We start from the raw sequence: 12,915 nt of genomic DNA on the forward strand, positions 1-12,915 counted from the left end.
CTCCAATACACCGGTTCATGATTAGTTTTGAAGACTACAATATACTTCCTGCCGATGAAAAGGCTGCGATAGCTATGACACAAGGAGATTTTGTCGACTTTCGTTATGAAAATGAATTCCGGGTTGCCTTATACCGTTTGAGACACTTTTATGCTGAAGTTTATTATAACAGTGCCCGAAACACGATCGACCATACCCAGGCGTTTACCTCAATCAGCCGGCTCGCGCCTTACATTAATTTGTGATGCAATAGATCACGATTTTAATATCTGATGATCCACTGTTGAATTTTTAATCAGGAATTTGTTTTTAAATAAATATCACCTCCGTAGTCAGCATTTTTTTTAATAATTTCGCCGCCCTTTCAAATTTTTATTGTCTTATGTCTCCTGGTATGAAGAAATTTTTATATGGAATTGATTTTGGAACAACCAACTCGGCACTGGCTATATACGACGAGGAAACCAAAGAAATACATAGTACCATTATTATCCCTTCGCTCATTTATTTCTATGATCAACCGGGTGCAGTAAATAGTATAAATTATGTCGTGGGCGAAGAAGCGATTACAGCCTACCTTGCAGATAATATGAAGGGGCGATTTATCAAGTCCATTAAACAGATCTTGTCAAGGAGCAGTTTTTCAGAAACCCGTATTCAAAACAAGAAGTATAATGCATCCGATCTGGTGGCGATCATTTTAAAGGAGCTGAAAGACCGCGCAGACCAATTGACCGGGCAGGATTGCCGGAAAGCAGTAATCGGCCGACCTGTATTTTTTGACGACGATGATGTACAAAAAGACACATTAGCGCAGACCAGGTTGAATAAAGCAGCGGAGATCGCCGGTTTTACGGACGTCCGTTTTCAATTCGAGCCCATCGGGGCGGCTTTTGCCTATGAAAAAAGTCTCGTCAAAAAGGAAAATGTATTGGTAGCAGATCTAGGCGGAGGCACCACAGATTTTACATACCTAGTGCTTGATCCGGAAAAAGTGGGGAGTAAAGACAGGAAGAACGACATGATGGCCAATGGTGGGATCTATGTAGGTGGTGATAGCTTCGATTCCGCTTTTATGTGGGAGAAAGGCACGCCATATTTCGGTAAGAACACCCGATATGAGGCTACTCCTGGTAAGGTATTAACCGTACCCAAATCACTTTTTGCGAACATCTGTTCCTGGGAACAAATGAATTTCTTTAATGGCTTGCGCATAAAGAAAGATATAGAAGATTACTATTATTTCTCGGGCAACGACCCACTGTTTAAGAACCTGATCACGCTTATTGAAAATAATTTAGGCTATTCGGTATTTCAATCCATTGAAAGAACGAAGATCACGCTTACCAGTACGGAATCTGCGAGATTTAGCTATAACAATATGGATATCCATATTGATGAGGAAATTCCATTGTCTGACTACCAACAGATCATTGCCAGGGACGTGGACCGGATCGCGAACTACCTGGATGACTTTATGAAGCAAAATAGTATCGATCCCGAAAACATAGATAGTCTTTTTTTAACGGGAGGGACTTCCATGGTAGCCAGTATTCAAACGTTCTTTAAAAACAGGTTTCCCCATGTTAACCTGAATTCGGGAGATAACTTCAAAAGTGTGGCTAAAGGTTTGGCCTACAGTGGTTATTTATTTGAAAATTAGTCGAAATTTTATTTTGGCAATTACTCAAAGTAAAAGATTTTAACAAGCACCCGCCTGCGAAACTCACTAAAAATCCCGTTATCAAAATATTGTCGAAATTTGATATTTAGGGAGCCTGTTTATTGATGGTCCCACTTCGTAATATAATCGCGATTAATCGATTTGCCAACGGTAAACGAGCGTATATTATTTCTAAATTCATCGATCAATAGTTTTGAAGCTTTTGATAGGTCAACAAGCGTAAGTTCCCCTATCGTCATTATGCCCAAATTATTAAATTGTTTACCTGGTATTTGATTTTTTAAACTGTTGATGAAAATCACCCCGTGACATTCGTAAAATGTATTTTTCAAAAACTCCTTTAAATTCCCGGCGACTACGGCTATTCCGAAAAAGGTGCACTCATTAAATTCATTTCCGCCGAAATAGCACACCGTATCTGTCAAATGATTATCAAATGTTACACTTTCAAATGTATTCGCTGTTAAAGACACCGATCCACTCAACCTGCAACTACATGACTTCCATTCACTTTCCGACACATCAACTTTTTTCGATAATATCATATCAACATTAGTGAGGCTGCCACCATTAATATTTACCCCTAATGCATCAATTGTTAGTAGTGAATTTGTGATCTTCGCGTCTCTAAGAGTGGTTGAAATCCCGCCGGTGACCAAATACTCTACCTTATCAAAGCTCGGTTTTTGCAAAACCTGATAACCGGAGTCTTCAAACTTTAAAATGGAATTGTAGAAATCAGCATTTTCAATATTTATCGACCCGGCCCCATGCAATTTTGAATTGTCTAATTTAAATTCCTTCACTTGAAAGTTGTCCCCGGAAATAAGGAGATCTTCACACCCGTCAAAAGACAATTTGATCGCGGTGACCTCATTTGCAGTTAAATGAACTGGGCAATTGATGAACTCTAAATTCTCAATTGATGAATTTATCAGCAGAATGCTACTTTTTTTTCCATCTTTAAAAGCGATATCGGAGAGTTTAACGTTTGAGAGCCTTACGTTCGTAAAACCACATTCTTTATAGGCCTGGCCTGCAAATTTTGTTTCATTTAATATAACATCACGAATCTCTACAGCGGAATTTTCATTGGTAGATAATAGTAAGGCAGTTGTTAGATTCCGTTTTAAAATCTCTTTTTTCTTAGGATTACCTACTATGGTGCTTTCCTTAATTAGTAAATCCTTAACCTTTTTTTCAGTTGTTGCATAACAGCCAAAGAAGTAGAGAATTTCCTGAGAGATAAATTGTCGTCTAAGCACTGACAAATCATTTTTGAGTATTTGTCCCTTTAACCTCCGCGCGACAAAAAACTCCATAAATGATTTATGGATAAATTTAAAGCCAGAGCTCTCGGTTTTTTTTATAAAGGTGCATAACACGATATCTGAGGCAACGTGTTCCAGTTCCCTTTCATCTGCAATATTGGCTTTATGTAAAATTATAGAATGTTCATTGATAAGGCTATATAGTTCAGTTAATGTAATTTCAACTGTGTTGTTTGTAAACATTAAAAAGGCAATCACCTCGGCAAATTCCTGGCGTTGACCTTGCGTTAAAAATTGTCTTGATGCGCCTTTGGTAAAATCCCTTTGAAGATTGGCGCCTGTATACATTTCATAAAGTGAGGATGGGTCATATACCTTGTTCTCATCCCTAAAGTCAGATCCCATGTGTAGGATGGTATCTTTAACCATAGAGATGAGAATGGGCTTCTTCAGCAAATCTTTGATATCATAGATTTTGTAGCAAAAGTCCCGCACCTCTTTCCACGTAGCGTTGCAGCGGCTACGGAACAAACCATCAAATTTTTTCAAATATGAATCTATCTGATCTTTTTTTAGTTCACTAATCTCCATTATTACAGCACGTGCGTTTACCTTCTCGCTTTGTGTTTTTAGCTGATTATCCTCTGCATAATTATCGACCAGAATTTTGTAAAGCTGATTTACTTTTTTCTGTTTTGCTAAGATCTCGTCATCCCGCTGTTTTAACGGGAAGATCGCCGTCGGTTGATAAAATTCATTTAATTGTTCGATGGAATGCAGTAATTCGTCATCGGTTATAAAATAAGAAGACCTGCACGAAATGATAGAATTTGATTTTGATAAAAGAAGTTTAGATAACAATTGCAAATTCTGCACACGGATTTGCCGGTCAACCTGAGGTGACATTTCATCAAAACCGTCTAAAAGCAACAGAAACTCACCGTTGGCAACCCCTTTCCAAAACAGTTCTATTGGAATGTCTTTTTGAAATAATTTCCGGTATGTGTTGACCATAAAGAGATTGAGATCCTGATACTGCATGAAATATTTAAGCTCAAAATAAATCGGCTTTAACGGACTGCCTTCAAGATATCGTTTTGCATACTGATAATTCAACCGTTGCATCAATGTGGTTTTGCCTGATCCAAAATCAGCTAAAACAGCAAGAAATTTGGTTCCGCCCCAGTTATCATAATCCATATTTATAATTGTCTCACCAATATTATCTATTGATCTAAAACTATTTCCATTCATGTACCTCCCATCTAAAGGAAGGTAAGCTTCATAGATTGCCGAACCTTCATAATCCATTACCATTTTCACATAAGCCTCTTTTAACTGATATATCTCAGATTCCAGTTGGGTTTCAGTCATAAGGGTGATATTTACTGACTCAGCTGCAAGCCGAGCTTCCTTGCTGAACCCCTGATTACTGACGATTACGCCGTATATGTTATTATTAGTTTTGGGTATAGTATTGATAAAGGCCGCCCAATCGTAAATAACCTGATTTGCGATTGACCCCGAGGATAAAAATTTACATTCAACAAGAGTCTGTGTTTTGCCGATACCCGGAATTATTTTTTCAGCGACAACATCTACCTGTTGACCTCTGATGTTGGCGTTGGGTGTCACATGAAAATTCAAGGCTTCGTACAGGGAAATAATATATTTTTCAAATATTTCTCCCTTTTTGTGGTTGTCGCTAGTAGGCATCGGTTTAAAATATGTTCAAATTTAGGTTTCACCTAATTTATAGATATTTTTGATTCACGCTACTGATTTAAGTATTATTCTAGTAATTATAAATATCCGGCTTTTCTACTGACGCTGGTTTTCCCCAACTACTTGTGTTCTTACTACCCTATCAAATAGAAGATTTCGCTTTTGATAAAATAGTACTGATAAAAAATAGTTATTCGTTAAGTGCGAATATTAATTATTAATTAATCAGAATTTGCGTATAAGGAATTATAACCTTAATACTTTCGCGTAATGAATTATAATTTCTTAAACCGACTTGTTCTCAGGAATCCATACTACAGCTATCAACATTATTCTTTAAATGCTATTTCCGATGTAATTAAAACAGCTTCATTTCAAACCGCTTTATTTCTGGCGAGTCCAGATCTGCATACGTTACTGGAAAGCAAGCATTTTGATTATCAGGCATTATCTGAACGTGAACGGCTCTCCTTGCTCCGGTATTACAATCGTATGTGTTTCCGTCCTACTCCCTTTGGCAGCTTTTCATCCTTTTCCGCAGTGCCCTGGGGTGAAGGTGGTACAATTCAGTTGGATAACCAATCCCCGAACCTGCATTTAAATATTGATCAGGAAGTAGTCAATCGCTTAGCGGGCACCCTTACAAAAATTGATATAACGCAGGACTATTATTATTGTAATCCGACACTTTACCAGTCCGGAAAAGATTTCCGGTTTATTACCACCACCTATTCAGCAGACAGAAGTAAAGTTTATTTCGACCTGGAATCAATGGAAATTAACGCATTGGCTGCTGAGCTTTTAACGATTTACGGCCCCAAGTATGTACAGGGAATGCAAATACTGTCGGACATGGTACGAATCTCCAATTGTGATTCTGACACCGCACATGATTATCTGCTGTTCTTAACCGGATCTCAAATATTTGTATCCATAACGGCCAATAATATCATAGGCGATGATTATTTGGAAAGGCTATGTAGTTTTACAGGCGAATCTCTGGTTAACAAATCACTGCTCAGCAATATAATGCAAGAGTTAAACGCCCCGCCAGTTCATAACGTTGAGTATCTAAAGGCCATCAAAACAAATGCTAACACGCTCCTGAATACTTTCGGCCACGAAAAGGTTACTCAGATATTTTATTCCGGGCTCGGGCTAAACGCGTTTTCCGGCAGTCTTGACTACAGGTACCAGGAACGGGTCTCAGACGGAATGCGTGCACTGTCCATATTAGTTACACAATCGCGGCCGCCGATGCTTGAACAATTCATTCGGGATTTTTCTCAAAAGTATGACAAGCGAAAAGTCCCTTTACTACAAGCACTTGATCCGGATACCGGTATCGGTTATGGACCTATATTAAATTCCGCCACGATAACAGACCTCCTCCGGGACGTTAACTTTAAAAAACAACAGGTGACCAAAATTTCATTGGAATGGTCAAAGGTCCATCAGTTGCTGTTAAAGAAATGGAACGAAAACTCATTTCAAACAGATCCAATTCAGTTAAATGATACGGACCTGCAGACATTGTCGCCAGGCGAAACGCAGACAACTCCCCCATCCTTTTCAGCCTTATTCCGTATTATCCAAGATGGCTTGTTCCTGGAAACCGCGGGAGGCGCCACTGCGACTGCCTTATTGGGCCGGTTTACGGTATGGAGCGAAGAAATCCACCGGATGGCCCGGGAACTGGCTGCCAGCGAACAATTGGCCAATCCAAATGTAATCTTTGCCGATATCGGGCAGCTATCCGATCCTCATGCAGATAACATCAACAGGAGAAAGCACATTTACGCGCATGAAATCGCGATCAATGTGGTATCTACCCTGGAACCCGATCGACGGATTGCACTCACAGATCTCTTAGTTTCCGTGAAGGACGGAAAGTTGATACTCGAATCCAAAAGACACCAGTCAGTTATTGTTCCCAGGCTGACTACCGCTTTTAATTACAGTAGAAACAGCCTGGCATTGTTCAGAATGCTATGTGACCTCCAGTTTCAGGGGATCCAGGGCTCTTTTAATTTTTCTTTGGAACAGTATTTTCCCGGAATGCTTTTCTATCCTAAAGTGATTTACAAGGAAACTGTTTTAAGCCCGGGTACCTGGCACCTGCTGGCTGCTGATATCAGGGAGATCATTCATGCGTCCCCCGCAAACGCGACAATAAAATTGACCCGATTGCGGGAACGGCTTAAATTTCCGCCGATGGTAGCCATCAGCAAATTTGACCAGCAACTGGTGTTCAACCTGGACAAGGAAGACGAAATGTTATTTATGATCGAATGTATGAAAGGCGCGGATCAGATTTCAGTACAGGAATATTATTTGCCAGACGAAGACATCGTTAAAAACCGGGAGGGGCACCCGCTGGTGAACCAGTTCGTTGCCTCCATACGACACAACCAGGCGGTTTACCAGGGCAGCGAAGTTCCCGACGCTCCTACCCTTCACTATAAAAACCAATCAGATTATATCATTGGAAGCCAATGGCTCTATTTAAAGCTGTATTGCAGTCCGGCCATTGCCAACCATATACTTATAAAAAAGATCCTTCCATTTTTGACGCAGCTTGAAGAAAAAGACCTGCGATCCTGGTTCTTTATCCGTTACCGCGATTCCGGCTACCATATCCGCCTGCGTCTTAATATCACGGAAACCGCCGTTGGGCCGGTCTTGCTTAAACTCAAAAAACGGCTGACAAAAGGAGTCCATTATCACCTGATCAAGGAATACCAGGCAGATACCTATCGCAGGGAGATGGAAAGATACGGTACAGACATGATTGTTTTCATTGAGGGTTTCTTTCATGGCAGCAGTGAGCTCGTTCTGCGATATATCAGAATTTCGGTTCTAAAGTCATTCACGTATAGCTACCACAGCATGGCGTTTATATCCATCAATCATTTATTGACCAGCTTTATCCTGGAAATGACCGAACGAATTATCTTCCTGGAGCAGATGGTAAACCTGTTCTATGCGGAGTTTGCAACTGACAAATCGCTGAAGGTAGACCTGGATCAAAAGTACAGGCAATTGAAAACGGAGATAGCCTCCCTTCTCAGCGATGAGCAATATTATGAAAAACTAAAACTGGCGCCATGGGCTGCCCTTTTTTACGAAAAGACACATGCAATTTTAAGACGGACAACTCATTTCCACACCAAAAGAAGGAACCAGTTATTGGCGGATATGATCCATATGCACCTTAACCGATTTTTCGTGGACCGGCAGCGGAACCAGGAACTGATCATCTATTACTGTTTGTTGAAATACTGGGTCACTTTAAACGCGATCAGCAAGAAACAGGCTTAAAGTTTTCTGCGGGATTTTAGCAACAACTCGTTCATTTTTTCCAGGAAGGCCTCTTTATAAAATCTGCCGAGGTTCAAGGCGGAGCCATCTTCCAAGGTCACACGCGTTTGCTCGACCGCCTTGATCCTGTCGGTATTGATGACAAATGATTGATGGATCCTGGAGAATTGCTCTGCCGGCAGGTATTGTTCAATTTCGCTTATGGTTAGATAAGGCATAACGTCACCCGATAATAAATGAATTTTAATATAATTCTGGGCGCCCTCCACATAGAGAATATCATTAATGGTTACTTTAACCATTTTCCCTTTAGTTTCCGTTTTAACAAAGAAAAAGTTTCTTTTTTCCTCAGGTGCGGGTTTGGCTGTCAAGGCCATGCGCTGGATCCGCTGGACGCTTCTTCTGAATCGTGCATAGCTTATCGGCTTCAGCAGGAAATCGAAAGCTTCCTTTTCAAACGCTTCCAGGGCAAATTCATGAAATGAGGTGGTAAAGATAATTTTGGTGTACAGGTTGGCCATTCCGGCGAACTCCATGCCCGAGAGTTCCGGCATCTCTACGTCGAGAAAGGTAATATCAGGCGGATCTATCCCTGTTACCTCATTCAGGGCGGTAAGTGGGTTCGTCGAGAAACCCTTTAATTCAAGGCCTTCCGTTTTAGCAATATAATCTATCAATATTTCGACGGAATGGTATTCATCATCGATTACATAACATTTTAAACTCATAGTTGAATGGTTAATTCCACACCAAAGCCATCGTCCTCATCTTTAATATCAAGCCGATAGCGATGTTGATAGTTATACTCTAAACGCTTAATCACATTTTTAATTCCGATAGACCTCAACCGTTTGTTTTCCGGCTGATGCTTTTTAAGGTTCCAGCTATAGAACCTCAATTCGTTTTGATCGTTCATAGCAATGTGCAATTTTGCTTCCGCATGTTTCACCTTCAGATTACCATGCTTAAAAATATTTTCGGTAAGCGTTAGCAGGATCAGCGGAATGACCTGCCGTTCTTCCATGTCTCCATCGGTATTGAAGTCGATATACAGTTCATAATCGAACCTAAGCTGGTTAAGCTCAATGAAGTTCTGTATTTGTTCGATCTCCTTATCAAGCGCCGTTTTACCCCCGATATCTACATCCTCCAGGGAAAAGCGCATAATGTCAACCAGTAACAATACACATTGCGAGGCTTCTTCGGAATATTTATAATAAGTATTATGAATAAAAGTAAGCGTATTGAAAAGAAAGTGCGGGTTGATCTGTTGTTGAAGATAGGCATTCATTGCCTCTGCTAAGTTCCGTTCCAGTTCGGCTTTTTCCTTCAGAATAATCAACTGATTGTTTTCAGTTTGGTAGACCCGTTTGGTGAATACAACCAGCCTGACAACGGACCAGTAAAGCGTGCTCACCCCGGCCATATAAATACCGCGAAAAAGATTGGGAACCAATAACTTCTTGATATACACCTCCCTGCCAGGAAAGTGTCCGTGCGGATAAGCCAGGAAATCATCCAGGCCATATTTCAGGACCAAATAGGCCGACAGTTCCAACACGATAAACACGGGTATAACCAGGTAAGACCGCTTGTACTTTATTCCTTCAGCTAATAGTACATGCGCGTGGAAATAGAACAACACTATATTCAAGCCGTAATAACAGACATAATCTTTTAAAGGCGAAAATACGCCTGCGCTGAAACCAATAAAACTTACTTCATAAGTGATAAAAATCGCCCATCCCAGTACATGTTTAAACAACAGTTTACCTTTTAGTTTCCCGGGTACGCTGCCTTTGAATTGCAATCCGTTTGTCATAGGCGGTTATCTTTCTACAGCATCCTGTCGTGCGTGTAACAGAGTTGCCACAAGGTTGCTTGTACTCCTAATTTGAGTAAAAAATTACCGAAATGAAAAATTTAAAGGAAAAAACATTCAAGAAAAAAATCAACAAGCTTTATAGCTTTAATGTTTTAGAAAACACGGGATCGTCCGAGACAACTGTTGGGGATCCAACAAATACGGTTATCACTGTTTTGACAACAGTTAGCCGTCAGGTACAATTTGGACATGCGCAGGATCAGGCGCCGCCCCGTTTTTAAACCTACCCCCCTATGTTAAAAGATGAACTAAAATTGCTGGCAGAATGGGCCGCCCGCTTTTCGTCGGCGTATCTCCCGGTAGATCCGCTGGCGAAAACTTTTTTAACAGAACAAGTATCCCTTTATCAAGCGGAATGCATGCGGATCAAAAAAGTATGGACCGATTTGCTGTTTAGCCAGGCCAAGGATCACGTCATCAAAAGATACATCTCTTTTCAGCAGCAGGTAATCCAGGAACTGGCCGACAACATCTACGAGCTATCAGCAACAAGTAAAGACAGGCTCCGGGCTGAACCGGCTGAAGCCTTGCTGGCCTGCCTGCTTGATCTCCGAAATTTTCAAATCCAATATTTCAATACCTTTATCAATGAAAACGGGCGATTACCCAGGGCAGTGTTACCTGCCCTGAGCGGGAAGATCACTGAATCCGCTAAGCGGTTGATTGAAGTGCTGCCAACGACAGAGATGGATGTATATCTCCGGACGTGTATTTTGGATTACCTCAGCGGGGTTATCGGCACCGGCCACCTCCTCTCGGGGACCTACCGCGAAGTTGAGTACATCTCTTCCTTCTTAAAAAATCTGACGGTTATCCTGGCTGTCCGTGACGGTCAAAATCTGACCGAACATGTAACAGAAATGCTTTTTCATATCAACTTCAACCATAACGTCTTTATAAAATGGTACCAGGAAGACGTGGAAAGAAAAATGGAATCATTTGGCACAGCTGAGCAGGACGGCTTACTGATGAAACAACTCTTGCTGCTAAAATCTATACCGGTATCCATAACGACCAGTTACGATCCCAGCCTTCCACCGGTAAGCATTTCGCTGGAAATATGGTTAAAGGAGTATATTAAGCAAGTCGACCTTCAGGGTGAATTTTCTGATTCGGAGAAAACCGGCAAGCTGGAATTAAAATTGACGGTCGCGCAGATGGCATTACTTATCCGGTTATTCTATGAAGAAGGCGTGTTCGCGCTGAAAAACATAACCGAGCTGATGAAATTTTTCGCTGTTCATTTTACGAGTAAAAAGCAGGGACATATATCTTACGGCAGCATGAATAAATTGTATTATAGTGCCGATCAGTTTACAGGGTATGCTGTACGGGAGTTGCTGTTGAAGATGACGGCAAAAGTCAACAAAATGTATTTCCCGACCTGAACCTTGGCTATTAACAACCAACCTATTTTTATTTTACCCAAAAACTACCTCAAACTTGAAAACACACCAACTATCTTTTACCTGTACATTAATTGTCCGGGTATTTTTTTCGCGATTTGATTTAGTACATATGGTGCTAAGATCAGCCATTGCCGATGAACAATTTATTTGGAGTTGCTTATGAAGCTGATATCTACCCAACTTCAGCTTTTCCTGCGCGACTCTATCCACCCGCAAAGCCTCGCCGGCCAACAGATTCCAGCGCAGGAGTTTTTAAGATGGAAGTTTTTCCTCAGGGAGGAAATAGCAAATATCCTTCTCGGGATACAAAACCCGCCGTTAACCAGTTATGGTAAAGAAGCAAAAGAGATCAGGTCTGTTGTGTCTATGATATACCATTTCAGTAATACGGTCAACAGATATCTTACCCGTTACCTACCTGTCAGGAAGAAACATCCCCAGGAGCAGGAGATCAAAATGCATTATAAGTATACGATTACATCGTTGAATAGCCTATTATCCGCGATTTATGAATGGTATCCTTCCCTGGAATCAACATCAAGGCTAACCAGCTTCGACCTGCCTCAAATAAAAATGGAATTAAGGCAGCAGGTTGACCTGCTGGAGCACAAACTCATTAAATACGCAATTCAACCGGAAGCGCTGAACCTGGTTGCGTCCGGCTTCGCCCAACTCATTAACAAGAAGAATCTAACTATCGGACAGGTAAAATATATCAGGGAACTGCTTTCAGAAATTTCAGGAGAACAGGTATTAACCCTGCAGACACTGACGGGTATATTGATTGTCCGTGATTTTAACCTGCCCGAGTTTTTTCTGTACTGTGTGAACAACATCCAAAATAAGCTGGATGATATTCCAGGTCTGCATGAACAAAAGGAATTGATATTGCAAGAAAAAAACAACCTTTATGACCTTGCTTTACGAAGTGCTAAAACTGCCAATATTAAGTCCTCAGTTATTTATCGGGAGTTAAACAGTTTTTTAGATGAAAAGTACACTTTTCTCAAGCAACTGGTCAAACTTAGAAAAGAAGCCGTGCGGGACGCTCAGCGAGCGATTTCGGGCGCCCGGTTTAAAATCAACCTGTCTGTCCCGCAATTCGGACTGTTCATCAGGATGCAAATGGAGCGGGATATTTTGTCAAAAGACAAAGTTGGAGAACTTTTTGGCTTCTTCGCCAATCATTTTTATACGACCAACGCAGCATTCATATCACCCGAAAGCTTACAAAAAAAGTCAACCGACGTGGAATTTACAACCGCCCAGAAGGTTAAGGGACATTTGATCGGTATGCTTAACTGGTTAAATGTAAACTACAATTTGTCGAACTATAATTAGGATGTTTTTACAGGTTATTTTCCTGAAACCGTCTGAGCAGGTCCTGCTCTTTTAAAAGATTGAGCATTTGCGCATACCAGGTAAAGCTGAAATCACGGTGCTGTTTCAACTTGGCTAAATTTACCTTCATCACGTCCTCCAAATTATACAATCCCAGCTTTTCCGCTTGCTTAATAAAAAGGCTGTTCATACCTAATTTTGAAAAAGAAATCAACAGGTTAGCTTCCTCTACCATAAAATTGCGGGATTAAATTATCAAAGTGTCAAATTACCTTTTTT

At 40.8% G+C, this 12,915-nt stretch carries 10 protein-coding genes; 6 read left to right on the forward strand and 4 right to left on the reverse strand.

Going from position 1 to position 12,915, the window contains the following annotated elements:
* Positions 1-17 precede the first annotated feature (17 nt).
* Both G7092_RS05820 and G7092_RS05825 read left to right on the forward strand, forming a co-directional pair.
* Positions 18-245, forward strand: coding sequence for a hypothetical protein (locus G7092_RS05820; protein ID WP_166087119.1), 228 nt, complete (start codon positions 18-20; stop codon positions 243-245).
* Between the two features lie 149 nt (positions 246-394).
* Positions 395-1,663 (forward strand): Hsp70 family protein, encoded by a 1,269-nt coding sequence (locus tag G7092_RS05825; protein WP_166087121.1) that lies wholly within the window; start codon positions 395-397, stop codon positions 1,661-1,663.
* Between the two features lie 119 nt (positions 1,664-1,782).
* On the opposite strand, the gene G7092_RS05830 is transcribed toward G7092_RS05825, so the two are convergent.
* A complete protein-coding gene (locus G7092_RS05830) occupies positions 1,783-4,671 on the reverse strand; it encodes a restriction endonuclease (protein WP_166087124.1) in 2,889 nt (962 codons plus the stop codon).
* Positions 4,672-4,950: 279 nt separating this feature from the next.
* Here G7092_RS05830 and G7092_RS05835 point away from each other — a divergent pair, with 279 nt between their 5' ends.
* Positions 4,951-8,001 carry a lantibiotic dehydratase gene (locus G7092_RS05835; protein ID WP_166087126.1) on the forward strand — a complete coding sequence of 1,017 codons (3,051 nt, stop codon included), beginning with the start codon at positions 4,951-4,953 and terminating at the stop codon, positions 7,999-8,001.
* On the opposite strand, the gene G7092_RS05840 is transcribed toward G7092_RS05835, so the two are convergent.
* A complete protein-coding gene (locus G7092_RS05840) occupies positions 7,998-8,729 on the reverse strand; it encodes a LytR/AlgR family response regulator transcription factor (RefSeq protein ID WP_166087128.1) in 732 nt (243 codons plus the stop codon). The genes G7092_RS05835 and G7092_RS05840 overlap by 4 nt on opposite strands.
* On the reverse strand, positions 8,726-9,823 hold the full coding sequence (locus G7092_RS05845) for a sensor histidine kinase (protein WP_166087130.1): 1,098 nt from the start codon (positions 9,821-9,823) through the stop codon (positions 8,726-8,728). The genes G7092_RS05840 and G7092_RS05845 overlap by 4 nt, the downstream gene beginning before the upstream one ends.
* A gap of 92 nt (positions 9,824-9,915) precedes the next feature.
* Between G7092_RS05845 and G7092_RS05850 the strand changes: the two genes are divergently transcribed.
* The 3 genes from G7092_RS05850 (at position 9,916) to G7092_RS05860 (ending at position 12,636) form a co-directional block, all read left to right on the forward strand.
* Complete coding sequence (locus tag G7092_RS05850) at positions 9,916-10,107, forward strand: hypothetical protein (protein ID WP_166087132.1); 192 nt, start codon at positions 9,916-9,918, stop codon at positions 10,105-10,107.
* A 12-nt stretch (positions 10,108-10,119) separates the two neighbouring features.
* Positions 10,120-11,274 (forward strand): hypothetical protein, encoded by a 1,155-nt coding sequence (locus tag G7092_RS05855; protein WP_166087134.1) that lies wholly within the window; start codon positions 10,120-10,122, stop codon positions 11,272-11,274.
* 180 nt (positions 11,275-11,454) lie between these two features.
* Complete coding sequence (locus G7092_RS05860; RefSeq protein ID WP_166087136.1) at positions 11,455-12,636, forward strand: hypothetical protein; 1,182 nt, start codon at positions 11,455-11,457, stop codon at positions 12,634-12,636.
* Between the two features lie 7 nt (positions 12,637-12,643).
* Here G7092_RS05860 and G7092_RS05865 read toward each other — a convergent pair whose 3' ends face one another.
* Positions 12,644-12,871: a hypothetical protein gene (locus G7092_RS05865; protein ID WP_166087138.1), complete on the reverse strand. Its 228-nt coding sequence runs from the start codon at positions 12,869-12,871 to the stop codon at positions 12,644-12,646.
* Between the last annotated feature and the right edge of the window lie 44 nt (positions 12,872-12,915).

The organism is Mucilaginibacter inviolabilis, from assembly GCF_011089895.1.
Classification (GTDB): domain Bacteria; phylum Bacteroidota; class Bacteroidia; order Sphingobacteriales; family Sphingobacteriaceae; genus Mucilaginibacter; species Mucilaginibacter inviolabilis.

Excerpts from the sequence above, each read along its gene's own strand:
- G7092_RS05835 (WP_166087126.1), top strand. The coding sequence starts at position 4,951 with ATGAATTATAATTTCTTAAACCGACTTGTTCTCAGGAATCCATACTAC.
- G7092_RS05840 (WP_166087128.1), bottom strand. The coding sequence starts at position 8,729 with ATGAGTTTAAAATGTTATGTAATCGATGATGAATACCATTCCGTCGAA.
- G7092_RS05825 (WP_166087121.1), top strand. The coding sequence starts at position 395 with ATGAAGAAATTTTTATATGGAATTGATTTTGGAACAACCAACTCGGCA.
- G7092_RS05865 (WP_166087138.1), bottom strand. The coding sequence starts at position 12,871 with ATGGTAGAGGAAGCTAACCTGTTGATTTCTTTTTCAAAATTAGGTATG.
- G7092_RS05845 (WP_166087130.1), bottom strand. The coding sequence starts at position 9,823 with ATGACAAACGGATTGCAATTCAAAGGCAGCGTACCCGGGAAACTAAAA.
- G7092_RS05850 (WP_166087132.1), top strand. The coding sequence starts at position 9,916 with ATGAAAAATTTAAAGGAAAAAACATTCAAGAAAAAAATCAACAAGCTT.
- G7092_RS05855 (WP_166087134.1), top strand. The coding sequence starts at position 10,120 with ATGTTAAAAGATGAACTAAAATTGCTGGCAGAATGGGCCGCCCGCTTT.
- G7092_RS05820 (WP_166087119.1), top strand. The coding sequence starts at position 18 with ATGATTAGTTTTGAAGACTACAATATACTTCCTGCCGATGAAAAGGCT.
- G7092_RS05830 (WP_166087124.1), bottom strand. The coding sequence starts at position 4,671 with ATGCCTACTAGCGACAACCACAAAAAGGGAGAAATATTTGAAAAATAT.
- G7092_RS05860 (WP_166087136.1), top strand. The coding sequence starts at position 11,455 with ATGAAGCTGATATCTACCCAACTTCAGCTTTTCCTGCGCGACTCTATC.